Below are 26,400 nucleotides of genomic sequence, written 5' to 3'. Positions count from 1 at the left end.
ATGGCTGTGCTCGAAGCGGCTCCCCGGTCCACCTCGCGAACAGCGCGCAGCTGGGCCCGGCTGCGACTGCTGAGCGCCCGCCCCGGGGAAGCACTGGCCGGTCTCGGCTGGCAGCTGTCGTTCTACGTGCGTGCGCTGGCGATGGCGCCCTACACGCTGAGCAGGTACCCCAGGGAGACCTTGCGGCTGCTCGCCGAGGTGGTGTTCGGCAGCGGGGCGTTGGCCGTCATCGGCGGCACCCTCGGCGTCATGATCGGTATGACCGTGTGCACGGGTGCGGTGGTCGGCCTGCAGGGGTACTCCTCGCTCGACCAGCTCGGCACGTCGGCCCTGACGGGGTTCATCGCGGCTTACTTCGATACCCGCGAGGTGGCTCCCCTGGCGGCCGGGCTGGCGCTGTCGGCCACCGTCGGGTGTGGGTTCACCGCCCAGCTCGGGGCCATGCGCATCTCCGACGAGGTCGACGCCCTGGAGGTCATGGGCGTGCGTACCGTCTCGTACCTGGTGACCAGCCGCGTGCTGGCCGGGGTGGCGGCGGTGATCCCGCTCTACGTGGTGGGCCTGCTCGGCTCCTACCTCGCCTCCCGGCAAATCACCGTGTGGTTCTACGGTCAGTCCGCCGGGACCTACGATCACTACTTCCATCTGTTCCTGCCACCGCAGGACGTGTTGTGGTCGTTCGGCAAGGTCATCATCTTCAGCGTGGTGGTGATCCTGACGCACTGCTACTACGGATATACCGCCCGTGGCGGACCCGCGGGCGTCGGTATGGCCGTGGGCAAGGCCGTGCGCACGGCCATCGTGCTGGTGGCGATTCTCGACTTCTTCCTGAGCCTGGCGATCTGGGGCTCGACGACCACGGTGAGGATTGCAGGGTGAATCGACGGTTCTACGGCGGCAGACGCTACTACCAGCTGTTGGGAGTGGCATTCCTGGTTGTCGCCGCAGTGTTCTTCGCCGCGACGATCGGCGTGTATCGCAAAGCTTTCACCCCCGTCGTTGCGGTCACGCTGAAAACCGACCACGTCGGAACCCAGATGAGCGTGGGCGCCGATGTCAAGGCACGCGGCGTCATCGTCGGCGAGGTCAGCAACATCGAAGCCTCTGCGGGACACGCGACGATGCGCCTGGCGCTGCAGCCGGACAAGGTGGACATGCTGCCTGCCGATGTGTCGGCACGGCTGTTGCCGAAGACCTTGTTCGGCGAGCGCTACGTCGCCTTGCAGATCCCCGAGAAGGCCGGCGGTGCGCATCTCGAGGCCGGTGACGTGATCGGTAAGGACCGCAGTGCTGCCGCGATCGAGATCGAGAAGGTCCTGGGCGAACTGATGCCGTTGCTGCAGGCGGTTCAGCCGCAGAAGATGGCGCTCACCCTGAACGCGGTGTCGCAGGCGCTGCAGGGCCGTGGTGAACAACTCGGTGACACGTTGGTGCGCATGGACGCCTACCTGGAAAAGCTCAATCCGGCGCTACCGGAACTGCAGGAAGTGCTCGGCCGCCTCGACGATGTCTCGGACACCTACGCCCGTGCAGCGCCCGACGCCCTGCAAGCGCTGAGCGATCTCACCACGACCACGAAGACCGTTGTCGAGCAGCGGAAACGGATCCAGGGCATGCTCACCACGCTGACCACCACGTCGGTGAACACGACCCGGTTCCTCGAGACGAACCGGCAGAACCTGATCCGTCTGGCAGGCACGTCGCGCTCCACGCTGGAATTGTTCGCCAAGTACGCCCCGCAGTACCCGTGCATGCTCGCACAGATCGCCGACAGCATCCCCACGGCACAGCATGTGTTCGGCAAAGGTACGGACAATCCGCACATTCAGAAAGTGACCATCGAGGTCGCCGACGGACATCACAAGTACGTCCCCGGGCTCGACGATCCCCAGTACCTGGATCAGCGCGGTCCGCGCTGTTACGAGCAGGCGCAATACCCGGAGACCTTTCCCCAACACCCGCCCGGTGGGCCGATCAAGGACGGTTCCCGGAAGTCGGTCTCCTCGGACGAGGACGACGAAACACCGAGCTCGACGGCGGATCCCGCCGGGACCGCACCGCAGTTCGCGGCGGGTAGCTCGGCCGGCGTCCCCGAACTGGCCAACTCGCCCGCGGAACAGCGATTCCTCGCGGCGCTGCTGGCACCGTCCCTGGGCACCGCACCGTCGGAAGTGCCGGGATGGAGCAGCCTGCTGGTCGGCCCGTTGTTCCGTGGCGCGGAGGTGACGGCGCGATGAGAGCGATCACCGGACCGGCGCTGAAGATGGCGGTCTTCGCCACCGTCACGATCCTGCTGACCACGGTACTTGCCATGGTCATTCTCGCCGGATCGAGTTCCGGCCCGATGTCGGCCTATTCGGCGAGGTTCACCGACGCCTCGGGCGTGCAAAGCGGCGACGAGGTCCGGATCTCCGGAGTCAAGGTCGGGCAGGTGACCTCGGTGGAGTACGAGGACAAGCACGCCCTGGTGCATTTCGACGTCCGTTCCGAGCGCACGCTGGCCGGCGACACCGAGGCATCGGTCAAGTACCTCAACCTGGCCGGGCAACGATATCTCTCGCTGGAGGCCTCGCTGGACGGGCAGCAGGATGTGCTCCGGCCGGGCGAGACGATCCCGGCGGAACGAACCCGCCCGGCATTGGATCTCACCGAGCTGTTCAACGGTTTCCGTCCCCTGTTCCAGGCGCTGTCGCCGAAGGAGGTCAACAAACTCTCCTTCGAGATCATCAAGGTGCTGCAGGGCCAGGAGGGCACGGTGGAGAGCCTGCTGGCCCACACCGCGTCGCTGACCTCGACGATCGCCAAGAAGGACGAGGTGATCGGCAAGGTGATCGACAATCTCAACCACGTGCTCGGCGAGGTCAACGCTCGCAGCCCGCAGCTGTCCGAACTGATCGCATCCCTGCAGCGCATGGTCAGCGGATTCGCCGAGCAGCGCAAGCCGATCGGTGAGGCCGTCTCGGCGCTCGACGAGCTGACGCACACGACCGAGGGGTTGCTCGAGCAGGCGCGCCCGCCGTTGAAGAAGGACATCGCGGAGCTCCGCAATCTGGCACAGGGGCTCAGTGACGACCTTCCGAAGATGGAACAGGACCTGCAGACACTGCCGCACCGGCTCGAATCGCTGACCCGCACCGTCAGTTACGGGAGTTGGTTCAACTTCTTCCTGTGCCGGATGTCGGGCACCATCGGCATCTCCGAACTGGATATCGAGGTGCCGATTCTGCCGCTACCGCCCGGGCAGATGCCGGAGAGGTGTTACGAGTCATGAAACCGCTGCGTGAACGCAATCAGGCCACGATCGGAGTGATCACGCTGGTGGTCCTGTGCCTGGCGGCCACCGGCGCCTTCTTCTCGAAGGAGCTGCTCGGCAACGGCGAGTCCTACTCCGCACACTTCACCGAATCGGCCGGTTTGACCTCCGGAAACGAGGTGCACGCCGCGGGGGTGAAAGTCGGCGAGGTGACGGACGTCAGTCTGGACGGAAATCGGGTATTGGTCGACTTCACCGTCGACGGTGTCCGGCTGGGCAGGCAAACCACGGCCTCCATCCGGATCAAAACCCTGTTGGGGGAGAAATACCTCCAGGTGACGCCGCGAGGATCCGGAGAGCTCGATCCCGCGAAGACCATCCCGACCTCCAAAACGACCGCACCGTTCGACATTCCCGAGGCCGTCACCGAGTTGACTCGCACAGCCGGGCGGATCGACACCGATCGGCTCGCCAAGAGCTTCCGGGTCATGTCGAAAACGCTCGAGGGCGGCACCCCCGAGATGGGCAAGGCCCTGAAAGGTCTGTCCCGGTTGTCGAAGACGGTTGCCTCCCGCGACGAAAAGCTCGCGAAACTGCTCGACAACGCCGGAGGTGTCAGCAAGATCGCCAAGGAGCGCAACGAGGAGGTGCGCACACTGATCGCGGACGGCAACCTCCTCCTGACGGAACTGCAGCGACGCAAAGATGCGATCGACTCGCTGCTGCGGGGGACGCGGGAACTGTCCACACAGGTGCGCGGAATGATCGCCGAAAACAGCAAGCAGCTTCGTCCGGCCCTGCAGGAACTGGACAAGTTGACCGGGATGCTGCAGCGCAACCAGGACACGTTGCGGGATTCGATCAAAGCTCTGGCCCCGTACATCCGGGGTTTCACCAACACCACCGGGTCCGGGCAGTGGTATGACGGCTATCTCTGCGGCTGGGTCCCACCGCCGATCAGCGCCGGCCCGGTGCAGACGGCCCCGAAGAAGTGCGAGGTCCCCGTGCCGGAGGAGCACAACTCTCCGGGAGGTGGTTCGTGAGCATCACGGCAGTGACTCGCTTCGGCACCACACGAGTGCTCGTCTTCGGCAGCGTGCTGGTTCTGCTGCTCAGCACCGTGCTGTGGTGGGTCCTCCAGGAATCCGGCACCCGCATCACCGCCTATTTCGACAAGGCCGTCGGTCTGTATCCCGATTCGAGCGTCCGTGTCCTGGGCATCGAGGTCGGCGAGATCGAGAGGGTGACTCCTCGAGGGGGACGAGTCCGCGTGGACATGCACGTCGACGCGGGGGTGACGATCCCGGCGGACGCGAAAGCGGTGGTGGTGGCCCCCAGTCTGGTCAGCGACCGCTACATCCAGCTCACCCCCGCCTATGCGGAAGGGCCACGGATGTCCTCCGGCGCCACCATCCCGAACGATCGCACGGCGACACCGGCCGAACTGGACGAGCTGTATCGCAACGTCAACAAGTTGTCCAAGGCACTCGGCCCGGAGGGGGCGAACAAGCGAGGAGCACTGTCGGACCTGCTCGACAGCGGTGCGAAGGCCCTCGACGGCAACGGGGAGACGCTCAACGCGACGGTCGAACGGCTCGGCGAATTGGCCACGACGTTGTCGAACTCCGAAGAGGATCTCTTCGCCACGGTGGACAATCTCAACGAATTCACCGCAACCCTGGCCAAAAGCGACCGACAGATCCGGCAGTTCTACGGAAAACTCGCCGACGTCACCGGTTTTCTCGCGGGGGAACGCGAGCAGGTGGGGGCGGCGCTGAGCTCCCTGGCCACGGCGTTGACCGACGTCAAGAAGTTCATCGAGAACAACCGTGCCACGGTTTCGTCGAACGTGGAAAACCTCACCGATATCACGCAGGCACTGGTGGATCAGCGCAAGGCCCTGGCCGAGGTGATCGATGTGGCACCGCTCGGCGCCTCCAACTTCGTCAATGCCTACGACGCCGAGACCGGCGCCATCGGTGTGCGTGTCCACATCAACGAACTCACTCACCCGCCCGTGTTGATGGTGTGCAAGCTCCTCGAGTACAGCACTCCGAAACCTGTTCCGGAACAGGTGGACAAGGCCTGTGACAAGCTTCAGCCCGTCCTCGACGGGACGCTGAAGCTGCCGTCGGTGGGCGAGACGTTGCATCACCTGCAGCAGGGGGAGCTGCCGCCACTGCCGCTACCGGTACTCGAGGTGACACCGACAAAAGGCACGGGACTTTCCGGCGGGGAGTGATCGGTGATGAACGGGAACAGGATCGTGGCAGGGGTGCTCGTGGCGTCGCTGACGCTCACGGGGTGCGGCGTAGCGGGGTTGCCCGACATGCACAGCATCCCGTTGCCCGGTGGGGCCGAGCTGGGTGAGCACCCGTACCGCGTGACGGTGCACTTCGCGGATGCGCTCAATCTCGTGCCTCAGGCAAGCGTGCGCGTCAACGACGTCGCCGTCGGCAAGGTCGAAAGCATCCGGCTCAGCGAGGACAACGCCACGGCCGTGGTGACGGTCCTGGTCAACGGTGATACTCGCCTGCCCGCGAATGCCACCGCCCGCCTGCGTCAATCGAGCCTGCTGGGGGCGAAGTTCGTCGAACTCGGTGCCCCCGCGAAGGCACCGGCCCGGGGCAGGCTGTCCGACGGAGCCGTGATCCCGCTGGAACGGACCGGCCGGAACCCGGAAATCGAGGAAGTCCTCGGCGCTCTGTCGATGTTGCTCAACGGTGGGGGCATCGCCCAGCTCGGGACGATCACCGAAGAGCTCAACGCGGCCCTGTCCGGCAACGAGCCTCAGCTGCGCTCCCTGTTGGCCAACCTGGACGAGACGGTCAGCCGGCTCGACAGCCAGAAGGACGACATCACGCGAGCCATAGACGGGATGAACCGGCTGTCCAGCACTCTGCGCTCGCAAACCGGGAACATCACCACGGCCCTGGAGGAACTGGGGCCGGGAATCGAGGTCATCAACCGGCAGCGGGACCGGCTGGTGACCATGTTGCAGTCCCTCGATCGGCTCTCCGCGGTGACCGTGGACACGATCAACAAGAGTCAGAAGGACCTGATCGCCGATCTCCGCGCGCTGGAGCCGACGCTGCGCAAACTCGCCGAGACCGGGGAAGCGCTGCCGAAAGCGATCGGCTACCTCGCGACCTATCCGTTCCCCGAGTACGCGATGAAACCGCTCAAGGGCGACTACGTCAATACGGACGTACGGCTCGACCTGGACTTGAGCAACATCCTGGAGCAGATGGTCGATTCGGAGCCGTTGTTGCCGTTGCCGCTGCGAAACCGGGTACAGCAGGGCAAGGACGCCTCCTCCCCGGCCGTGCCGCCGCAGGATTCGGAAGGTGCACCGGAGGCCGCGCCCGGTAGCCCGGAACCACCCGCGCAGGACGGACCGCCCGCGGTGCTCGACAACATTCTCGGAGGGTCGCGATGATCGCACGGGCAACGCGAGTGCGTCTCGCCCTGTTCCTCGTGATCGCGGTGGTCGGGATCGGATACACCGGTGCGCAGTATGCGGGCCTCGACCGGCTTTTCGGTGGAGACGGGTACACGGTGACGGTGCGGATGGCGGACTCGGGTGGTGTGTTCACCAACGCCGAGGTCACCTACCGTGGGGTCGCGGTCGGCCGGGTGGTCGGGATGCGCCTCACGAATTCCGGTATCGCCACCGAGCTGCACATCGAGTCCTCGGCCCCGAAGATCCCCGCCGATACGCGAGCCGCCGTGGCCAACCGGTCGGCGATCGGGGAGCAGTACGTGGATCTGCGGCCGGACGACAATCGGGGTCCCTACCTCACCGAGGGGTCCGTGATACCGGAGCGTCGCACGACGTTGCCTCCGGCACCGGAGTCGCTGCTGGTCCACCTCGACCGGCTGGTCAGCAGCATTCCCACCGACTCGCTGCGCACCGCGGTCGACGAGGCGGGTGCGGCCTTCCGGGGAACCGGTCCTGACCTGCAACGGATTCTGGACAGCGCCGACTCGTTCATCGCGACGGCCCACGACCACCTACCACAGACCACGGGGTTGATCGGCAACAGCAACGTGGTGCTGCGTACGCAACAGGACCAGTCCCGGCGCATCCTCTCCTTCAGCAAGGGTGCCCGGCAGATCGCCGCACAACTCGAGAAGTCGGATCCGGATCTGCGTACGTTGATCGAAGCAGCCCCCGCGGCCGGCAAGCAGATCGACCGGTTCCTGCACACCAGCGGCAACGACCTCGGAGCGCTGGTGGCCAACCTGCTGACCACCACACGGATCACGGACAAACGTCTCCCGGCGATGGAACAGATGCTGGTCGCCCTGCCGGTGATCGCCGCTTTCTCCCCCTCGGCGTCGCAGCCGGGCAACGACAGCGGGCATTTGGCGGCGACCCTGAACTTCTTCAACCCCATCTCGTGCACCGAGGGTTACGAGGGGACCAAACGGCGGCCGGGCAGCGTGACGACCCCCGCGCCGACCAACTACGATCTGCACTGCGCCGAACCCTCGGACAGCCCGATCAATGTCCGGGGGGCTCGCAACGCGCCGTCACCGGGCGTGCCGGGAGAGCCCGTCCCGCATCCGCCCCCGCTGCCCTTGGCGGGCTCGCAGGACCGGTGACGGGTGTGTGTCTCCTCCTCGCGAGCGGGCGCTTCTCCGGGCGTGCGGATCGGCGATGGTGTTGGCGGTAGTGCTTCGGGAGGAATGTATCGGCAGCACCATCGGGTTGAGGGGATATGGCCGGGTCCTCGTCGTGCTAGGGGGCGGCGATGTGGGTCATCCTGCTGGCTCTGCTCGCGGCGGCGCTGTCGGCGCTGAGCGCCGCGGGCGAGCAGCACGCGGCCTCCCGGCTGGCCGGCGCCGCCCGGTCCAGCCGGCGGCGCGGGGTCGGCCTGCCCGCGGCCGTACCGCCGTTGCAGCCCGGCGCGCGGTTTCGCCGCTGCCGGATGCGCAGACGGCTGGGGTACGGTGCCGGATTCGCGGCGGCACTGCTGACCAGCCCGCTGTGGCTGGCGAGCTGGATGCTCGATGCGGGGGCGTTCTTCGTGCAGGCCACGGCTTTGCACGTGGGATCGATCTCGGCGGTGCAACCGTTGATGGTCACCACGCTGCTGTTCAGCCTGCCGTTGGCCGCGCTCGGCACCGGACGTCGGCCGGGAAGCGGTGGCTGGGTCGGGGCGGGGATGATCTGTGTCGGCCTGGCGATGGTGCTGTCCACCCGATCCCTGCCTGCCGCCGAAACCATCCGCCGTGTCCCACTGCTGGTGGCGATGGGCGTCGCCGTCCTGGCGGCCCTCGCGCTGGTGGCCTCGAGCCGTGACAGGTCACCGGTGTCGCGGGCGGCGCTGCTGTCGATGGCCGCGGGCGTGCTGTTCGCCGTCGGCGCGGCGATCACCAAACTCACCGCCGCCACGTTCACCAGTGCAGGACTCACCGGCCTGCTCACCAGCTGGACCGGATACACGCTGGCCGCGGTGTCCCTGACCAGCTTCTCCCTGCAGCAAGCCGCCTACGCCAGCGGGCCGCTGGCCCCCTCGATCACCGCCATCGTCATCACCGACCCGCTCGTCTCCTACGTCCTGGGGGTCGTCGGTTTCGGCGAGTCGCTCCTTCTCGGCGGCGGCACCCTCCTGCTCGTCATCGTGGGGATGCCCGTCCTCGGCCTGGGGGTGGCGCTGTTGGCGCACTCCCCACTGCTGGCCCGGTCACCCCCGCGCTGACCTCCGGAAGTCCGGGTCGATGCCGGGGAGACCGAACTCGACGCGTCGCTGCGCTGCCGCCCGGCCCTGGACAGGCGACCGGAGCTCCCGGCCGGCGGACCACGTCGTCGACGTGTACAAGCGGTGCGTGGTTCGCCTCGCGTGTGGGCGCTGTCAGGCGCATGTGGGACGTTGGGTGAGGTAGTGATGGTGAGCAAAGCGGGTTGGTGAGTATGCGCAGGACCGTGCGTTTTCGGGGGCGAGAGCTCGCTCGGGAACGGCCGCTGGTCATGGCGATCGTCAACAGAACACCGGACTCGTTCTACGACAAGGGGCGGACCTTCGCCTTCGAGACCGCGATGTCGGCGGTGGAGCAGGCGGTCGAGGAGGGTGCCGATATTGTCGATATCGGCGGTGTGAAGGCCGGGCCCGGTAGTACCGTGGACGTGGACGAGGAGATCGAGCGCACCGCACCGTTCGTCGCCGAGGTGCGGGCGAGGTTTCCCGAGTTGGTGATCAGCGTGGACACGTGGCGGCACGAAGTGGGGCGTGCCGTGTGCGCGCAAGGAGCGGATCTGCTCAACGACACCTGGGCCGGTGCGGATCCGAAGCTGGTGGAGGTGGCGGCCGAGTTCGGCACCGGCTACGTGTGCTCGCACACCGGTGGCGCGGTACCGCGCACCAGGCCGTTTCGGGTGCGCTACGACGATGTCGTCCGAGCTGTGCTGGAGGAGACCACCCGGCAGGCGGAACGCGCGGCGATGATCGGCGTACCGCGCGAGGGGATTCTGATCGATCCCACGCACGACTTCGGTAAGAACACCTGGCAGAGTTTGGCGCTGCTGCGCCACACCGACGCGTTGGTGGACACGGGATGGCCGGTTCTGATGGCGCTGTCGAACAAGGATTTCGTGGGGGAGACACTGGGGTCCGGGCTCGAGGACAGGGTGACCGGGACGCTCGCGGCGACCGCGTTGGCGGCGCATGCGGGCGCTGCGGTGTTCCGGGCCCACGAGGTGCGCCAGACCCGTCAGGTCCTGGAGATGGTGGCCAGTATCGACGGGGCACGGGACCCCGCCTCGACACTGCGGGGCTTGACGTGACGGCGATTCGCCGCGGCCGCCACCTGCCCACGATGCCGGTGAGCGTGGAGCCGGGGCCTCGAGATTTCCGTCGACGTTGAGGGGAGTGGAGTGACACCCGAGACACAGCGGTGGTTCGCCGCCCGTACGTGGCAGGAGCCACGGTGGTCCGTCGAAGAACTGGTCCGGGCGAAACGGGGCAGGACGGTCAGCGTCGTTCTGCCCGCGCTCGACGAGGAGGACACGGTCGGTGAGATCGTGGCGGCGATCATGCCGTTGACCGGGTCGGCCCGCGACCGGCCGCTGGTGGATGAGGTCGTGGTGCTCGACTCGGGATCGGTGGATCGCACGTGTGCGGTCGCGCGAGCGGCCGGGGCACGTGTGGTGGGTCGGGACGAGGTTCTCACCGATTTCGAGCCGCGGCCGGGCAAGGGCGAGGTGCTGTGGCGTTCGTTGGCGGCGGTGTCCGGTGACCTTGTCGTGTTCATCGACTCCGATCTGGTCGACTTCGACGCGCGTTTCGTACCCACCTTGCTCGGTCCCCTGCTCACCTCCGCCGACCCGGTGCTCGTGAAGGGTTTCTACCGCAGGCCGCTGCGCCTGCCCCAGGAGGGTATCCAGGAAGCCGAGGGCGGCGGGCGTGTTACCGAACTCCTCGCACGCCCCGTGCTGGCTTCCGTGCGTCCCGCGCTGACCGGGGTCGTACAGCCCCTGGGTGGGGAATACGCAGCACGCCGGGAGTTTCTGGAGGCGGTGCCCTTCGCTCCCGGATACGGGGTGGAGACCGGTCTGCTGATCGATGCCTACGACCGGCACGGGCTGGACGGTCTGGCACAGGTGAACCTCGGCGTGCGCAAGCACCGCAATCGCGGGCTGCTGCAGCTCGGCGTGATGGCTCGCCAGATCCTGGCCACGGCACTGTCCCGCTCGGACGACCCGCGTTCCGGGGCCGGCGAGCACGGTGACGCCGCTGCGATGCTGCCGTACACCCAGTTCGTGCAGGTCGGGCAGGAATGGATACCGCACGAGCAGGAGGTGCTGGTCCAGCAACGCCCACCCTTGCGCAGCGTCCGCGAAGGATCCGGACGGTGACGGACGGCAGGGGCCTCGCCCGTGCCCGGTGATCGCCGTTTCGGCCACCCACCGCTCATCGGTCGGTGGCCGAGCACGGCATGGTGACCCGCGGTGTCACGTGTTCATCTTGTTCCTCAGCTTGGCCATGCCCCGCTGGCTGCTTTCCTCTTCCAGGCGCAGGGCGGTGCCCAGAGCGAAAAAGGTGGGGGCCCATTCCCCGACGAAGATCCCCCACCGGTCGGCGCGATCCAGGTTGGCCTTTTCTTTCCTTTCCGAGACCAACCACGACAGAAAGCTGGCCCCGATCGAAATGGCCCCGGCCGTGAACATCATTTCCGAGGTCACTCCCGACTCGTGTAGCTTGCGCAACATCGGCATCCTCCTGTGCTTGGTGGGAAGCTTCGGTACTCGCTCAAATACCCTGCTTGCGCCGACGCCAATCCCTCGGCGGGGAAAAATAAATTTCGGGTATGTGGTGCGATTTCGGTTCGGTGCAGGCCACGGACAGTGGTCGGTGGCAGCCGGATCCGGCGGCACTTGCGGGGAGGGCGCACGATCGAGACCGTGGTGCAGCGGCACAGGATCGTGCCGGACCTCCGGCGCCGGTGCCTGCCCGCGGGTGCCTCACCAGGTGCCGGGAGTGCGCATCCCGCGGGAGATTCCGCGTGCCGCGGCCCGAACCGTGGGGATCAACGATGCCGGTCGCGTCCCGGCGCCCTGCACGACGAGGGACACGCTCGCGGCGATGTCTCCGTCCGGCCCGAAAACGGGTGCGGCCACCGACACCGCGTCCTCGGTGACCTGCCCGTCGCTGATCGCGAACCCGTTCCTGCGCACGGCGGCAAGCATGCTGCGCAACTCGGTCGGATCGGTGACGGTCTCGGTGGTGAAGCGCGGCAGCGGTGTGCTCAGGACCTGTTCCTGGACCTCCATCGGGGCGTGAGCCAGCAGAACGAGACCGACTCCGGTGGCAGACATCGGAAACCGCCCGCCGACACGCGTGCGGACGGGGACGGCCCGGCGTCCGGCGATGCGTTCGACGAAGACGACTTCGGTGGTTTCACGGACGGCGAGCTGCACGTTCTCGTGGGTCACCTCGTAGAGGTCCTCCAGGAACGGCAGGGCCAGTTCCCGCAGCGCCAGGCCCCGTGGGGCCAGCGCCGCGATCTCCCAGAGTTGCAGCCCGATCCGGTACCGCCGGTCGTGACTGCGCTCCAGGAATCCCGACTCCGCCAGCTCGCCGACGAGGCGGTGCGTGGTGGTCATGGCCAGCCCGGACCGGTGTGCGATCTCGGTGAGGGTGAGCTCGGGCCGCTCCTGGGTGAAAGCCCGGAACACGTCCAGCACCTTGCCGGTGGCCGTCCTGGGGGCGGCACTGCCACCGGGCTGTGGTGGCTGCCACCGATCGGTCATCACCATCTCCCGATGTCGCTGTCCGCACATCTCCGTCGGCGCGCAGAATGACGGATGCCGACACATATTGAAAACCCGATTTCCGTTGGGCGGAAAAACAATTGTGTCGAGTTTCTCGTTGCGGTGTGCTATTCGTCACCGACCTTCCTTTTTCGTGATCCATGATTTAATGTCGCTTCGTATGGCACGACGTAACTTTCCCCCGTATCGAGCAGATCATGTCGGCAGTCTGCTGCGTCCCGACTATTTGATGCGGGCACGTGAGGAGTTCGCAGGCGGCCGTATCTCCGCCGACGAGCTCAAGCAGGTGGAGGACAAGGCGATCACCGAAGTGGTGGCCATGCAGGAGGAGGTGGGTCTGTCCACCGCCACCGACGGCGAGTTCCGTCGCACCTCCTGGCACATGGACTTCATCTACCAACTCGGCGGGGTCACCAAGGTCGACTCGAACCTCACCGTGGAGTTCCACAACGACTCCGGCGACATCGAGTTCACCCCGTCGGCGACCCGGGTTGTCGACACGATCGACCTGCCGCAGCCGATCTTCGCCGATCACTTCAAGTACCTCGCCGGACAGGTCAGCACCGCGACGCCGAAGCTGACCATCCCGTCGCCGAGCATGGTCCACTACCGCGGTGGGCGAGCCGCGATCAGCGAGGAGGTCTACCCGGACATCGAGGAGTTCTGGAACGACCTCTCGGCCGCCTATGCTCGCCAGATCCAGGCGATGGGTGAACTCGGCTGCCGCTACCTGCAGCTCGACGACACCAGCCTTGCCTACCTCAACGACCCGAAGCAGCGCGAGAAGCTCGCGGCCCAGGGCGAGGACGCCGAGCGCCAGCATCTGCGCAACATCAAGCAGATCAACGCCGCGCTGGCAGGGCGCCCGGAGGGAATGGCCGTGACCACGCACATGTGCCGTGGCAACTTCCGTTCATCCTGGGTGGCCGAGGGCGGCTACGAGTTCGTCGCCGAGGCGCTGTTCAGCGAGCTGGACGTGGACGGCTTCTTCCTGGAGTACGACGACGAGCGCTCGGGCGGTTTCGCGCCGTTGCGGTTCGTCCCCAAGGACAAAGCCGTGGTACTCGGGCTCGTCACCACCAAGCGCGGGGAACTGGAGTCCAAGGACAACCTCAAGCGCCGGATCGAGGAGGCTTCCCGCTACATCGACCTCGACCAGCTGTGCCTGTCGCCGCAGTGCGGATTCTCCTCCACGGAGGAAGGCAACGCGCTGGATTATGAGCAGGAAGTCGCCAAACTCCGTCTCATCGCCGAGACCGCCCGGGAAGTCTGGGGCTGACCCGGCGCGGGGGAGGGTGTCGTCGAACGGACCTGAACGCCCTTCCCCGGTCGAGAGGTGACATCGACGTGCGAGGGACCGTTCTCCCGGTCCCTCGCACGTTGCTGTCCGCAACGTTGCCTGCCGGACGATACTCCCGCGGACACGGCACACCCGACTGATATGAAGTAGGCATGCTCGTAGCGGCAGGAGTGTTCCCACATCCCCCGGCCCTGGTGCCGCAGGTGGCGGGACAGCGGGCCTTCGAACTCGAGGGGTTGCGTGCCGCCTGCGCGGAGGGTCTGGCACGGCTGCTTCGGTCCCGACCGGATCTGCTGGTGGTCGTCGGTGGTGCGCAACACACGGTCTCGTACTCCTGGCCCGTGGCGGGAACACTGGCTCCTCACGGGGTGGATCTCGAGGTCGGAACGGGCGAGGCCGTCCTGCCGCTGTCGCTGACGATCGCGCGCTGGCTGCTCGAGAACCATCGCGGTGGCCCCGTTCCCGCCTTCGAGTCGGTGGCCTCGGACGCGTCACCGGAGAAATGTCTCGAGCTGGGGCGGTGTGTTGCGCAGCGCTCGCAGCGGGTGGCCCTGATGGTCATGGGAGACGGCTCGGCATGCCGGGACACGCAGGCGCCCGGTTTCCACGATCCCGATGCGGTGCCGTATGACGATCACCTCGCACGGGCGCTCGGGGACGGCGATGTGGAGGCGCTGGTCGCGCTGGACCCGGCGATGTCCGAGCGGCTGTTGGTCTCCGGCCGCGCGGCGTGGCAGGTACTCGCCGGGGCCGCGCGCGACCGGCCCGTGCGCGGTGAACTCCTCGACTACCGGTCACCGTACGGAGTCGGCTACTTCGTGGCTTCCTGGCAGCTCGAACCGGACCGCGAGGACTGAGCCGCCGCGCCGGATCCCCGCCTGTCGTCCGCCCCTGTTGCCACGGGCAGGCAACGCGCTCTGCCATCGGGGCTGTTCAGGCCTTCGGGACTGTCCAGCAGCACGTAGGCCCGGTGGGAGATGTCGAGCAGTTCCTCGGTGGGCAGTTTTGCACGACGCACCTCGCCGTCGGCGACGTCGTAGGCCTCGTGCAGCTCGACCAGAGCACTGCGCAGTCGATCCGGTTGTATCGGGTCCGCAGCGCTGAGTTCGCGCACTCGTGCGAGTGCCCGTTGCACGCGGGACAGCCATGCGCGGTTCGGCAGCAGCCATGCCACGCCCACGGCGATCGCGGCGCCGAGCAGGGTGGCCCACAGGCGATGCAACACCAGCTCGCCGGGGCCCGCCGGAGAAGCCAGCGCGCTGACCAGCAAGGCCACCGGTGTCGCGAAGAACAGGCCGAAGGCGTAGTTGACCAGCACGGTCATCTCCGCGCCCCACTGCAACACGGCGAGCAGGATGATGATCATCCATGGGGCGGGATGGGCCGAGAGCAGGCCGAGTCCGCCGAGCACGCCGAAGACCGTGCCGGAGATGCGCTGCAGCATCCGCGGAACCGACCGCGATGTGCTGGTGGCCTGCAGGACCGATACGGCCGAGACCGCAGCCCAGTAGGCGTGCCCGATCCCGAGCAGGTTGGCTGCTGCTCCCGCGACGAAGGCGGCCGTGCCCACTCGGAGCGCGAAGGGACGCAGCCAGGTCCCGGCGTGTCGCCCGGGGCGCAGGGCCGCGCGCAGGACCTCGCGGATCACCTTCCACCGGGACACCGGTGTGGGCGGAACGAGCGGCCGCGAGTCCCCCTCGGGGACGAGACCGTGGAACCGTCCTCCGCGGCGAAGTTCGGTGGCGGTGGCTCGAATGTCGTCGATGGCCACCTCCGCACCGTGGTCCGGGATCAACAGGGCCTCGCAGGTCTCGATCGCCCGGACGAGGTCGAGATGTTCCGCGGTGTCCCGGTGGCGGCGGCCGACCAGAGCGACGCTGTTCCAGGCCGTTTCCACGGCGGCCGCGGCGCGGTGCCGTGTGGTCAGGTCCGGCCGTGCCGCCAGGTGCGCGGCGGTCGCCTCGAGCGCGGCTGCCACGGCCCTGCGCTGCGGGCCCAACCCACTGACCACGGCGCCTGCGGTGCTGACGGCCCAGGCGAACGCGGCGCTGACCGCGGTGACGGAGATGTGCGGTCCCAGATCCGTCGTCGCCAGTGACAGGTGCGCGCAGGCACCGGTGGCGAAAGCGAAGATCAACCCGCCGGGAGCACCGAGATGCACGGCGGTACCGGCCGCGGTGGTCACGGCGCCCACGACCGCCGTCGCCAGCAGCGCCAGCGGCTCGTGCCAAACACTGCCTTCGGCGAACACCGCGATCACGTCGCCGATCGCCACGGCGAGCACCATCGACACGGCCACCACCGCCAGGGTGCGGGCCTGCTGCCGGTACGGCTCGCTGCGGGCGTGGACGCTGGTCAGCGCCCCGAACACCGCGCCGGCCACCAGGTCCAGTCGACCGATCTGGAGCAGTGTCGTCAGCGGGACCAGCATCGACAGGAACGCTCTGATCGCGGGCCAGACCAGGGGCCCGCCCTTGCGAAGGCGGAAGGTTTCTCGGAGATGCCGGGTCAACACGCTACCATGCACGTTCTTTTATTGTACGCAAGTATTTTACAGGTGGTATATTAGTGAGGTGAAGAGAACATCCGATCTCATTGACACGGCGAGAGAGCAGTGGCATGAGGTCCGTCCCGACCTGGACACCACCAGTATCGACGTGATCGGGCGGGTCCTGCGCGCTGCGGCCGTCCTGCGCAGGCGCCTGGATGCGACGTTCGCCGAGGAGGGGCTCAACCGCGCCGAGTTCGATCTGCTCTGTGCCCTGCGCCGCACCGGCGCACCGGTGACCCCGGGTCGGCTCAACGAACTGACCGTGTCCTCGGGGGCGGCCACGACCAAGCGAGTCCAGCAGCTCACCGAGCGCGGCCTGCTGGAGCGCACCTCCGATGAACGCGACCGGCGGAGCGCGCGCATCGCCCTCACCGACCAGGGCAGAGACGTGATCGACCGGGCCTTTCCCCGCAATCTCGAAGCCGAGCGACAACTGCTGTCGGCATTGAGCGCTCACCAGCGCGAATCCCTCGCCGGCGGCCTGGCCGAGCTGCTGCACGCACTGGAAGGAACAACCGCTCCCGTCGGCCGCACCGCCGGCACCCGGGGCGGTGGTCCGGCCGAGAGCGAGGAATGATCGGGGACCGTCCCGCCGAGCGGTTTCCGGCCTCGTTACCGTGATGGCCATGCACGATCGCGAGACGCCGCTGGCCGAACAAGTTGTCGTGGTCACCGGCGGCGGGCGCGGCCTGGGAAGATCCATCGTGCGCGCCTTCGCCCGAGAAGGGGCGTGTGTCGCGGTCAACTACCGGCGCAGCCGTGAGCAGGCCGAAGCGCTGGCCGCCGAGATCGGCGAGGACCGCGCCTTCGCGGTTGAGGCGGACGTCACCGACGAGTACCAGGTGAACGAGCTGTTCGCGGACGTTCGAGCACGTTTCGGCATGTCCGCTACGACCGTGGTCAACAACGCGCTGGCCGACTTCTCCTTCAACGGCGACGCGCGCCCGCACGCCGACCGGATCCGTTGGGACGAGTTCTCCGCCCAGTTCGAAGGTGGTGTCCGCGCCGCGCTCAACACCGTGCAGGCCGCCTTGCCCGACCTGCGCGCGCAGGGATCCGGGCGCATCATCAACATCGGCACCAACCTGTTCCAGCGCCCCGTGGTGCCCTACCACGATTACACCGCGGCCAAGGCCGCACTGCTGTCGTTGACCCGGACCATGGCCACGGATCTCGGGCCGGACGGGATCACGGTGAACATGGTCTCCGGCGGTTTGCTGCGCACGACCGATGCCAGCGCGGGCACTCCCGAGGTCGTCTTCGACGGCATTGCCGAGAGCACACCGTTGCGGCACGTGGTGGCCCCGGAGGAGTTCGCCGACGCGGTGCTGTTCTTCGCCTCCCCGTGGGCACGTGCCGTGACCGGCCAGAACCTCGTCGTCGACGGTGGGTTCGTCACCGACTGACTCCACCGCGCCGGACACGGTCAGTGGTGGGTGACGTCGGTGTTTTCCGCCGCTCCCCATCCGTGCCAGCGGACGATCTCGATCCGGGCGCTGATCCGGTGGCGCTCGCGCACGGGATACCGGTCGCCGGTGTAGTGCCGGGCGAGCCGGTCGATGTCGGTCAGCTCCGGGTCGTCGACCAGCTCGGCCACCCGGCCCTGCAGGCTCACGTGGGTGTACCAGTCCTCCGAGGACAGCACGGTCAGCGTCACGCGGGGGTCGGCCCGCATGTATTCCAGCCGCTTGCGCCCCTCGTCCATGTTGACCAGGACCCGGCCGTCCTCCCAGAGGTACCAGGTGGCCACCGAGACGGGTTGCCCGTCCGGTCGCACGCTGGTGATCACCGACGGGTTCGGCCGGGCCAGGAGCTCGCTGACCTTCTCGGGCAGGGGCGGCTTCGCCACGGCACACCTTCCTCGCGTCGAGGGGACTGCTGCGCCTGCGATGTTAGTGGCCGCAGGAGAAAACAGCCTGCCGATCGCAAGGCGGCACCGGCCCCCCGCGCGGCGGTACCGCCCCTGCTCCCTTTTTCGCCGATGTGTCCTGCACGCTCACGCGCGCAGTTCGGGAAAGTCGGTGTCGGCGTACTCTCCCTCCACCTGCTCCCGGTCGCTGCCGCGGTCCCGCTCGTGTTCCCGGCCGCGCAGCTCCACCCGGCGGATCTTGCCGGAGATCGTCTTCGGCAGCTCGGCGAACTCCAGGCGCCGGATCCGCTTGTACGGTGCCAGGTTCTCCCGCGCGAACTTCAGAATCGAGTGGGCGGTGTCGTGGCCCGGTCGGTGATCCGCGGTCAGCGTGACGTAGGCCTTCGGCACTGCCAGGCGCACCGGATCCGGCGAGGGCACCACAGCGGCCTCCGCCACCGCCTCGTGTTCCAGCAGCACGCTTTCCAGTTCGAACGGCGAGATCCGGTAGTCGCTGGCCTTGAACACGTCGTCGGCGCGGCCCGTGTAGGTGATGTAGCCGTCGGCGTCCCGGCTGCCCACATCACCGGTGTGGTAGTAGCCGTCGCGCATGACGTCGTCGGTGCGCTCCGGGTCGTCCCGGTAGCCGACCATCAGTCCCAGCGGCCGGTGGTTCAGGTCGAGGCAGATCTCGCCCTCCTCACCCTCCTGGCCGGTGGCCGGATCCAGCAGGGCGACGGTGAATCCCGGCAGCGGTCGCCCCATGGAGCCGGGTTTGATCTTCTGTCCGGGTGTGTTGGCGATCTGCACCGTGGTCTCGGTCTGGCCGAACCCGTCGCGGATCGTCACTCCCCACGCCCGGCGCACCTGTTCGATGATCTCCGGGTTCAGCGGCTCTCCCGCGCCCACCACCTTGGTGGGTGGGGTGGGCAGCTGCGTGAGATCGGCCTGGATGAGCATCCGCCACACCGTCGGCGGGGCGCAGAAACTCGTGACTCCGCAGCGCTGCATGTGCCCGAGCAGCGCTTGCGGATCGAACCGCGTGTAGTTGTACAGAAACACACAAGCGCCCGCGTTCCACGGTGCGAACACGTTGCTCCACGCGTGCTTGGCCCATCCGGGCGAGGAAATGTTCAGGTGGACATCGCCGGGCTCCAGCCCGATCCAGTACATGGTCGACAGGTGCCCGATCGGGTAAGTGGCATGGGTGTGTTCGACCAGCTTGGGCTGTGCGGTGGTGCCGGAGGTGAAGTACAGCAGCAACGTGTCCGAGGCCTTGGTGTCGCCGTCCGGGGTGAACTGCTGCTCGGCCGAGCAGGCATCGGCATAGTTCAGCCATCCCTCGACCGGTGCGCCCACCGCCACGCGGGTGTACTGGCCGGCAACGGCCTCGAACTTCGCCGTGTCCGCCGAACGCACCACGACGTGCTTGGCATTGCCGCGCTGCACCCGATCGGTCAGGTCCGCTGCCTCCAGCAGTGTCGAGGCGGGGATCACCACCGCCCCCAGCTTCATGGCCGCGAGGATGGTCTCCCACAGCTCCACCTGGTTGCCGAGCATCAGGATCACCCGATCACTCCGGCGCACGCCCTGCTCGCGCAACCAGTTCGCCACCCGGTCGGATCGCCGGGAGAGTTCGGCGAACGTCAGCTTCGTCTCCGAGCCGTCCTCCTCGACGATCCACAGCGCGGGCCGGTCGGCCGATTCCGGTTCCGTGCCGAGCGCGTCGAACCAGTCCAGTGCCCAGTTGAACTCGGTCGGCTGCGGCCATCGGAACTCGGCGCATGCCTGCGCGTAGTCCTCCCGGTGCGTCAGCAGGAACTCCCGTGCCTGCCGGAACTGCGCACTCCGGGCGATTGCTGCGTCGTCGTTCACCAAGGACTCCTCTCCTCACCGCCGGCTCGGGCGCTGTCGACTCTGTGCCGGTGGCGCGGCGACCGCCTTCCCGTCGTGCGATCACCGGACACCGCCTGGGGTTATGCTCCACATCACAGGCCGGATCCACTACCCCCGAAAAGGGGTGAGCACGATGGAACAGACGCGACATCCGCTGATGCGCCCCGACGACGGGGACGCGTTCCGACAGGCCCTGCGGTCGGTGCAGCGACGTACCGACGTTCCGCTGGCCTTCGGCGGCAGGCTGGTGGACGGTGCCCTTCGCCTGTCGGAGTTCCGCGGAGCGCGCACGACCGGCCTGCGCGGGCTGAACGTCCTGCCCGGCGCCGGCCTCGGTGGTTACGTCGTTGCGCACGGTCGGCCCGCCGGGGTCAACGACTACGAGTCGGCGAGAGCGATCACGCACGACTACGACCGTCCCGTACTCGGGGAGGGGATTCGCTCGGTCGTCGCCGCTCCGGTCACAGTGGACGGATCGGTTCGTGGTGTGCTCTACGGAGCCGTCCGCGCCGTGCTCCCGCTGGGCGATCGCGCGACGGAGGCTCTGATGGAGGCTTCCCGGGGGTTGGCCGAGGAACTCGCCGTCCGGGACGAAGTCGACCGGCGGATGAAACTGCTGCAGGCAGCCGCGATCGACGAGCCGGTTCAGGGGCGGGACCAGGTCACCGCCGAGGAGGTTCGCGAGCTGCACACCGAATTCCGCAGCATCGCCCAGGCGATGGACGACACCGAACTCCGCGACCGGTTGCGGCAGGCCTGTGAGCGGCTCGCCCATCTCGGCACGGGGCGGAAAACCGACACGATCTCGCCGCTGACTCCACGCGAACTCGACGTGCTCGCCCAGGTCGCGCTCGGCTGCAGCAACGCCGAGACAGGCAGACGCCTGTCGCTGGTTCCCGAGACCGTCAAGGCCTACCTGCGCAGCGCCATGCGCAAGCTCGGGGTGCACAGCAGGCACGAGGCGGTCGTGGCCGCCCGGCGCCAAGGTCTGCTGCCCTGACCGTGCGGCACGGTGCTGTTCCCGCGAACATCCGCCCCTCCCTTGAAGTCACCCATCCCGCACGGCGATGATGATCGCGCCGAACCGACCGTCAGGCACGCGAGGCAGAGGTGCTGCGTCACCGCTTTCTCGAGAAGGAAGAGGCAGTATGGGATTGCCCGAGGTCACCGACTTGACCCGGCTGGATGCCGAAGACGGCGTCCAGCAGCAGGCGGTCGGTGCGGTCGTCGACCACGAGGGATCCGTCCTGCTGCTGCAGCGCCCCGCGGAAGACGTCCGGAGTGGGGAATGGGAACTGCCCTCCGGTGCCGTCGAACCCGGTGAGGACCTCATGACCGCCCTGCGCCGCGAGATCACCGAGGAAACCGGTCTGGTGGTCTCCGAGGTCCTCGGTTATCTCGGCGCCTTCGACTACACCTCCGACAGTGGCATGCACACCCGCAGGCACACCTGGTCGGTTACCGTCACCGGCGTCGATGAGGTGGACCTGAGCGAACACGAGGCCCACATGTGGGTCGGTCCCTCCGACGAGTACCCGATCAGCGCGGAAGCCGCCGTGCTGATCCGTCAACACTTCCATCCCGCCAACACGTAGTGGCCGATACCCGGCGACACCCGCCTGCCGCACCGCTTGTCGGAGGCCGGTGACCTTCTCAGCGGGCACCCACTGCTCGTCGGATCCGGTACGGGCGACTGCCGCGTGATCGTCGCGCACTCACCCCCTGTGGGGGCTTTGCGTTCCCGGCGGAAGGCTCTGCCACACTGGCCGTCCGCGGGTCGCGCAGCTGTATCGCCGACCGGCGAAATTCCCCATCTTTTCGGTAGCCACAAGGCGTTCGCGACCGCGCGCGCCCGGAATCGGGATGTCCGAGAAACAAGCAGGAACCCTTCGAGACGAACACAGGTAGGTCGTGATCACCAAGCAGACGGAGCAGCCCGCCCGCACCGATACCTCGCGCGAGACGCGAGGCCAGTGGCGATTGCGCGAGAACGAGGTGAACCGTGCCATCGATCGGATCATCGAGCAGGGGCGCCCTCGCCTGCACCGAACGTGGCCGCAGTTACTGGCCACCGCGCTCGTCGCCGGGGTGGAAGTGGCCCTGGGTGTGCTCGCCCTGCTCACCGTCCAGCAGAGCACGGGCAGTTCCCTGCTGGCCGGGTTGGCCTTCTCGGTCGCGCTGATCGCGTTGCTGCTCGGTCATGCCGAGCTGTTCACCGAAGGTTTCCTCGTGCCGATCGTGGTCGTGGCCGCCCGGCAGGCCACATGGCGGCGCCTGGCGCGTTTCTGGGCGGGCACGCTGGTGGGCAACCTCCTCGGCGGCTGGATCTTCATGGGAATCGTGATCACCGCCTTTCCCGAGATCCGCTCGACGGCCATCGAGACGGGAGGTGAGTTCGTCCATGCGGGCATATCACCGCAGAGCTTTTGTCTGGCCATCCTCGCGGGCAGCACCATCACGCTGATGACCCGCATGCACAACGGCACCGACAGCGACATGGCGAAACTGGCCGCCAGCGCGGTCACCGGCTTTCTCATCGTCGGTACCGGCATGCATCACTCCGTGCTGGACTCGCTGCTCATCTTCGGCGGGATCCACGCCGGAGCCGGGTACGGGTACGCGGACTGGATTCTGTGGTTCGGCTGGGCGATGTTGGGCAACATCATCGGTGGCGTCGGCATCACCACCGCCCTGCGGCTCATCCGCGGCTACACCCGCATCCACGAGTGGCGGCACAGCTGACGCGCGTCTCGCATTCCGGGAACGAGGACCGGTGGGCGATAGGCTCGGCCGGGTTCTACGGAGTGTGTGGAGGGTTTCGGATGTCGATCGCGACACGGGCCACCGAACTTCTCGGTGTCGAGCACCCGATCGTGCTGGCGCCCATGGGTGATGTCTCGGGTGGTGAACTGGCGGCTGCTGTCAGCCGTGCCGGAGGGCTCGGTCTGATCGGTGGCGGATACGGCGACGCGAACTGGTTGACTCGCGAGTTCGACGCCGCCGCGGGAGCCCGGGTGGGCTGCGGTTTCATCACCTGGTCGCTGGCCCGGCAACCGGATCTGCTCGATGTGGCCCTGGAGCGCGATCCGGTGGCCGTGATGCTGTCGTTCGGGGACCCGGCCCCGTTCGCGGAGCGGGTCAGAGCCTCCGGCGCGGTGCTGCTGTGCCAGGTCCAGAATCGCGGCCAGGCCGAACGCGCACTGGACGTGGGCGCCGATGTTCTCGTGGCGCAGGGCACCGAAGCCGGCGGTCACGGCTACGGTTCCCGGACCACGCTGACGCTGGTCCCGGAACTCGCCGACCTGGTCGACCGGCGCGGTTCGGAGGCGGTGGTCCTGGCGGCGGGAGGAATCGCCGACGGTCGTGGACTGGCGGCGGCACTGACGCTGGGAGCTTCCGGTGCTCTGGTCGGGACTCGCTTCTACCTGGCCGCGGAAGCCCTGAGCACCCCGCAGGCCCGGGACCACGCGGTGGGCGCCACGGGTGAGGACACCTGCCGGACCACGGTTTACGACATCGTGCGGGGCTACCCGTGGCCGGAGGGACACACCGTCAACACGCTCGGCAACGACTTCGTGTCCCGGTGGCACGGTGCGGAATCCGAGTTGCAGCGCGATCTCGGGAACGCCGCCGCCGAATACCGGCGGGCCGTCGCCGAGCGTGACTACGACATCGCCAACGTCTTCGTCGGTCAGGCGGCGGGCCTCGTCGATTCCGTACTGCCCGCCGCCGACATCGTCACCGACATCGCCGACCGGGCGGAAGTGATCCTCGGAGGGCTCGTCCGGTAATCCCGGTGCTCAGCGGGAGCGTCGCTTCCGGTTTCTCGGCGCGTGGAGACCCTTGCTCAGTGCCCAGCCGAATGCGCCGGTGATCGCGCCGACGAGTGCTCCGGTGGCGATGCTGCTGAGCACCGCGAACGCGCGCAGGACGAACACTTCGAGGCCGGCGGGAAGTGCCCCTGCCAGGTTGCCGCCCAGCGCGGGTGGATCATCGCCGAACGTTTCGTGCCAGAAGAGCTGATGTCCGGCTGCCAGGAACAGCCCGTACACCAGTCCGACCACCAGTAGCGCGAAGAACGGGTTGGTGACTCGCGCCCGGAGCACGACCACCAGCCAGACGATCGGTGGCAGGAAGACCAGCAGGGTGTTGAGTGGCCCGGGGCCGGCCAGTCCCAGGTCGTGCACGACGACCCGGGGAACGGCCAGTGCCGCCAGCAGCACGGTCACCGGAAGAGACAGGGAAACCGTGCCGGTGGCCCGGTCGGTGTGGGTCATGCGCATGGTGCGTCCCATCCACGCTCGTAGGCCACCGTGAAGCGCCGGTGGCTACCTTGCTCGATCGAGCGTCGCAGGGCTGCGGCCGCTGCCGCATCGGTGAGCACCCCGAGCTTTCCCGGAGCACGGAACCGGAGACACCGCTGCGCGAGCTACTGAGATAGTGCGAACAGTAACTTCAGTGCCGGTCGAATTCAATCCGTCCCGGAACGAGACGATCGGCGCCGCAGGCAGTGAATGTTCACGGTGGGAATCCGCGTGTCCGCGGTCGAAACATGCCAGTCGGTGGCGGCCTCGGCGAGGAACTCGTCGGCGTGCGGGCGCTTCGGATCGGCGAGCCAGACCTCACCGGAGGTGTCGACCAGCTCGGGCAGCAGCGTGCGCAGCCAGGAGACGTTGCGCTGCTCGTAGAGGACATCCGCGGCGAGAACGAGCTGCCACGGTGCTCGCGCGATCAACGGTTCCGGCTGTTGCCAGGAGCCTTCCGCGGTTTCCACGGTCACGCCGTTGCGGTGTGCATTGGCGGTGGTGAAGGCGAGTGCATCCTCCGAGCGGTCGGTGGCCAGCACGTGCCCCCCGGCCAGTGCCGCGGCGATGCTGGGCAGCCCGAGACCGCAGCCGAGTTCGAGCACCGACAGGCCGTCGAGCGTGCGTTCCGAGACCGCGTGTGCCAGTTCGATGCCGCTGGGCCACAGTTCGGCCCAGTACGGCGGGAACTGGATGTCGTCGTTGTTGTCCTCGTAGAGCAGGTCCGTGCCTTGCCGCGGGTGGGCGAACCGCACCTTCCCGCCGTGCACCGTGATCTCGCCCGTGACGACGTCGTACCGCGGGTTCGTCCGCGGCCGTGTTTCGCCGTCGGGCCGTGCTCGCTGGGCCTGCTGCGCCTTGTCCCGTGTTCGACTCACCGATGCACCATCCTGCCGGATGCCTCGTCCTCTGTTGCCTACCCGGCCGGGGTGTCGCCGAACCGGCGCGGTGCCCTGCCGGGACCAGCGTGGAAGAGAGCCGGCGAGAAACCGACCGGTGACGATCCCTCCCGTTACAGGGCGAGCGGGATGGGGCCGCCCGCCGACTGCAGCATCGCCTGGGCCGCCACCGCCACATCAGGGGGATACCGGTGGGTTTCGGCGTGGGCCACACGGAGGTTGGCGGCGTGGCGTTCGGGTTCGTGCCAGTCGGACCACAGGGCACGGGCCCGGGTTTCCAGGGCGTCGAAGTCCGGGTGGTCGGTGCCGTCGACGGCGTCCAGCAGCCACTGCAGGTAGGCGCGGACGGCGGGCAGCGACCGGCCGTGTGGGTCGAGCGGGCCGTGACCGGGTACGAGGGTGGTGGCTTCGAAGCCGGCCAGCCAGTCCAGGGTCTCGAGCCACCCGGTGATCGAGCCGTGCAGGGCCAGCGGGGTGACATCGGCGAAGACGAGATCGCCGGTGAACAGGATTCCCTCGCGGGGAAGCCAGACGACGAGGTCGCCGTCGGTGTGAGCCCGCGTGGGCACCGGGAGGATCTCGGCACTCGGTCCGCCGAGATCGATGTGAGTCGGTGCGGTGATGGTGTCGATGTGCTCCGGAGGTGCGATGTCACCCCAGGTCGAGCATTCGAACACCCCCGGATGGGTGTGGGGTCCGGTGGTGATCTCGGCTGCGGCCGCGGCGGAGGCCATGACCGACCCACCGGCGGCGGCCACGAGCCCGGCGCCGTGGGCGTGGTCGCCGTGGGCGTGGGTGAGCACGGCCGAGATCGGGTTGCCTGTGGGGCCGGCGGCCTTCAGCAGGCGCCGGGACCGTGCTTCGGTGGCGCAGGTATCCACCAGCAGGGTCCGGTCCGGCCCGGTGATCCAGCCCGCATTGTTGAGGAACCACCCGCCCGGTAGCTGCAGGTAGGCCGTCACGTTCGCGGTCAATGACTGCACAACCGGTTCTGCGGGCACGGCAGGTCCTTTCCGTTGTCGCACCTCGGTGGCGGCCACCCGAGACCGTGGGAGGGTGCGGATCATCCCA

Annotated in this window: 26 protein-coding genes; 18 read left to right on the top strand and 8 right to left on the bottom strand. The window is 67.8% G+C overall.

Annotation, left to right across the window (positions count from 1 at the left end; genetic code table 11):
- From DFQ14_RS08640 to DFQ14_RS08595, 10 genes are all read left to right on the top strand, one after another.
- Positions 1-879 (top strand): MlaE family ABC transporter permease, encoded by an 879-nt coding sequence (locus DFQ14_RS08640; RefSeq protein ID WP_114452851.1) that lies wholly within the window; start codon positions 1-3, stop codon positions 877-879.
- Positions 876-2,237, top strand: coding sequence for an MCE family protein (locus DFQ14_RS08635; RefSeq protein WP_114452610.1), 1,362 nt, complete (start codon positions 876-878; stop codon positions 2,235-2,237). Before DFQ14_RS08640 ends, DFQ14_RS08635 begins: the two co-directional genes overlap by 4 nt.
- Positions 2,234-3,271, top strand: coding sequence for an MCE family protein (locus DFQ14_RS08630; protein WP_114452608.1), 1,038 nt, complete (start codon positions 2,234-2,236; stop codon positions 3,269-3,271). The genes DFQ14_RS08635 and DFQ14_RS08630 overlap by 4 nt, the downstream gene beginning before the upstream one ends.
- Positions 3,268-4,296 (top strand): MCE family protein, encoded by a 1,029-nt coding sequence (locus DFQ14_RS08625; RefSeq protein ID WP_114452607.1) that lies wholly within the window; start codon positions 3,268-3,270, stop codon positions 4,294-4,296. Before DFQ14_RS08630 ends, DFQ14_RS08625 begins: the two co-directional genes overlap by 4 nt.
- Before the next feature lie 2 nt (positions 4,297-4,298).
- A complete protein-coding gene (locus DFQ14_RS08620) occupies positions 4,299-5,495 on the top strand; it encodes an MCE family protein (RefSeq protein WP_420810147.1) in 1,197 nt (398 codons plus the stop codon).
- 6 nt (positions 5,496-5,501) lie between these two features.
- On the top strand, positions 5,502-6,692 hold the full coding sequence (locus DFQ14_RS08615) for an MCE family protein (RefSeq protein WP_114452604.1): 1,191 nt from the start codon (positions 5,502-5,504) through the stop codon (positions 6,690-6,692).
- Positions 6,689-7,861 carry an MCE family protein gene (locus DFQ14_RS08610; protein WP_246195433.1) on the top strand — a complete coding sequence of 391 codons (1,173 nt, stop codon included), beginning with the start codon at positions 6,689-6,691 and terminating at the stop codon, positions 7,859-7,861. Before DFQ14_RS08615 ends, DFQ14_RS08610 begins: the two co-directional genes overlap by 4 nt.
- A gap of 149 nt (positions 7,862-8,010) precedes the next feature.
- Entirely contained in the window at positions 8,011-8,961 is a 951-nt protein-coding gene (locus DFQ14_RS08605) for a DMT family transporter (protein ID WP_114452603.1), read from the top strand.
- Between the two features lie 212 nt (positions 8,962-9,173).
- On the top strand, positions 9,174-10,043 hold the full coding sequence (gene folP, locus DFQ14_RS08600) for a dihydropteroate synthase (RefSeq protein WP_114452602.1): 870 nt from the start codon (positions 9,174-9,176) through the stop codon (positions 10,041-10,043).
- A gap of 90 nt (positions 10,044-10,133) precedes the next feature.
- Positions 10,134-11,114, top strand: coding sequence for a glucosyl-3-phosphoglycerate synthase (locus tag DFQ14_RS08595; protein ID WP_114452601.1), 981 nt, complete (start codon positions 10,134-10,136; stop codon positions 11,112-11,114).
- Positions 11,115-11,210: 96 nt separating this feature from the next.
- Here DFQ14_RS08595 and DFQ14_RS08590 read toward each other — a convergent pair whose 3' ends face one another.
- Positions 11,211-11,468 carry a hypothetical protein gene (locus tag DFQ14_RS08590; protein WP_114452599.1) on the bottom strand — a complete coding sequence of 86 codons (258 nt, stop codon included), beginning with the start codon at positions 11,466-11,468 and terminating at the stop codon, positions 11,211-11,213.
- A 252-nt stretch (positions 11,469-11,720) separates the two neighbouring features.
- Positions 11,721-12,509 carry an IclR family transcriptional regulator gene (locus DFQ14_RS08585; RefSeq protein WP_114452850.1) on the bottom strand — a complete coding sequence of 263 codons (789 nt, stop codon included), beginning with the start codon at positions 12,507-12,509 and terminating at the stop codon, positions 11,721-11,723.
- Between the two features lie 181 nt (positions 12,510-12,690).
- On the opposite strand from DFQ14_RS08585, the gene DFQ14_RS08580 reads away from it, so the two are divergent.
- Entirely contained in the window at positions 12,691-13,809 is a 1,119-nt protein-coding gene (locus DFQ14_RS08580) for a 5-methyltetrahydropteroyltriglutamate--homocysteine S-methyltransferase (RefSeq protein ID WP_114452597.1), read from the top strand.
- Between the two features lie 173 nt (positions 13,810-13,982).
- Positions 13,983-14,687 (top strand): class III extradiol dioxygenase subunit B-like domain-containing protein, encoded by a 705-nt coding sequence (locus tag DFQ14_RS08575; RefSeq protein WP_114452595.1) that lies wholly within the window; start codon positions 13,983-13,985, stop codon positions 14,685-14,687.
- On the opposite strand, the gene DFQ14_RS08570 is transcribed toward DFQ14_RS08575, so the two are convergent.
- Entirely contained in the window at positions 14,642-16,357 is a 1,716-nt protein-coding gene (locus tag DFQ14_RS08570; protein WP_170206309.1) for an FUSC family protein, read from the bottom strand. The genes DFQ14_RS08575 and DFQ14_RS08570 overlap by 46 nt on opposite strands.
- 46 nt (positions 16,358-16,403) lie before the next feature.
- On the opposite strand from DFQ14_RS08570, the gene DFQ14_RS08565 reads away from it, so the two are divergent.
- On the top strand, positions 16,404-16,958 hold the full coding sequence (locus DFQ14_RS08565; RefSeq protein ID WP_114452593.1) for a MarR family winged helix-turn-helix transcriptional regulator: 555 nt from the start codon (positions 16,404-16,406) through the stop codon (positions 16,956-16,958).
- A gap of 49 nt (positions 16,959-17,007) precedes the next feature.
- Complete coding sequence (locus DFQ14_RS08560; protein ID WP_114452848.1) at positions 17,008-17,787, top strand: 3-oxoacyl-ACP reductase; 780 nt, start codon at positions 17,008-17,010, stop codon at positions 17,785-17,787.
- 20 nt (positions 17,788-17,807) lie between these two features.
- Here DFQ14_RS08560 and DFQ14_RS08555 read toward each other — a convergent pair whose 3' ends face one another.
- Together DFQ14_RS08555 and DFQ14_RS08550 are read right to left on the bottom strand one after the other, a co-directional pair.
- On the bottom strand, positions 17,808-18,230 hold the full coding sequence (locus tag DFQ14_RS08555; protein WP_114452591.1) for a PPOX class F420-dependent oxidoreductase: 423 nt from the start codon (positions 18,228-18,230) through the stop codon (positions 17,808-17,810).
- 147 nt (positions 18,231-18,377) lie between these two features.
- Positions 18,378-20,105 (bottom strand): AMP-binding protein, encoded by a 1,728-nt coding sequence (locus tag DFQ14_RS08550; protein WP_276513325.1) that lies wholly within the window; start codon positions 20,103-20,105, stop codon positions 18,378-18,380.
- 154 nt (positions 20,106-20,259) lie between these two features.
- Between DFQ14_RS08550 and DFQ14_RS08545 the strand changes: the two genes are divergently transcribed.
- From DFQ14_RS08545 to DFQ14_RS08530, 4 genes are all read left to right on the top strand, one after another.
- The gene (locus DFQ14_RS08545; protein WP_246195431.1) at positions 20,260-21,126 is read left to right on the top strand and encodes a LuxR C-terminal-related transcriptional regulator; all 867 of its coding nucleotides are present in this window, start codon (positions 20,260-20,262) and stop codon (positions 21,124-21,126) included.
- Positions 21,127-21,274: 148 nt separating this feature from the next.
- Positions 21,275-21,721: an NUDIX hydrolase gene (locus DFQ14_RS08540; RefSeq protein WP_114452590.1), complete on the top strand. Its 447-nt coding sequence runs from the start codon at positions 21,275-21,277 to the stop codon at positions 21,719-21,721.
- Between the two features lie 400 nt (positions 21,722-22,121).
- Positions 22,122-22,868: a formate/nitrite transporter family protein gene (locus tag DFQ14_RS08535; protein ID WP_114452845.1), complete on the top strand. Its 747-nt coding sequence runs from the start codon at positions 22,122-22,124 to the stop codon at positions 22,866-22,868.
- Positions 22,869-22,948: 80 nt separating this feature from the next.
- Positions 22,949-23,917 (top strand): NAD(P)H-dependent flavin oxidoreductase, encoded by a 969-nt coding sequence (locus DFQ14_RS08530; protein WP_114452588.1) that lies wholly within the window; start codon positions 22,949-22,951, stop codon positions 23,915-23,917.
- Positions 23,918-23,926: 9 nt separating this feature from the next.
- Here DFQ14_RS08530 and DFQ14_RS08525 read toward each other — a convergent pair whose 3' ends face one another.
- The 3 genes from DFQ14_RS08525 to DFQ14_RS08515 form a co-directional block, all read right to left on the bottom strand.
- On the bottom strand, positions 23,927-24,421 hold the full coding sequence (locus tag DFQ14_RS08525) for a hypothetical protein (RefSeq protein ID WP_246195429.1): 495 nt from the start codon (positions 24,419-24,421) through the stop codon (positions 23,927-23,929).
- A gap of 176 nt (positions 24,422-24,597) precedes the next feature.
- Positions 24,598-25,308: a class I SAM-dependent methyltransferase gene (locus DFQ14_RS08520; protein WP_158546680.1), complete on the bottom strand. Its 711-nt coding sequence runs from the start codon at positions 25,306-25,308 to the stop codon at positions 24,598-24,600.
- Between the two features lie 134 nt (positions 25,309-25,442).
- The gene (locus tag DFQ14_RS08515) at positions 25,443-26,330 is read right to left on the bottom strand and encodes an MBL fold metallo-hydrolase (protein ID WP_114452585.1); all 888 of its coding nucleotides are present in this window, start codon (positions 26,328-26,330) and stop codon (positions 25,443-25,445) included.
- Positions 26,331-26,400 lie beyond the last annotated feature (70 nt).

It is taken from the genome of Halopolyspora algeriensis (genome assembly GCF_003337235.1).
Lineage (GTDB): Bacteria > Actinomycetota > Actinomycetes > Mycobacteriales > Pseudonocardiaceae > Haloactinomyces > Haloactinomyces algeriensis.
The sequence above is the reverse complement of the archived record's forward strand: the minus strand, read 5'-3'. Positions and strand labels throughout refer to the sequence as shown.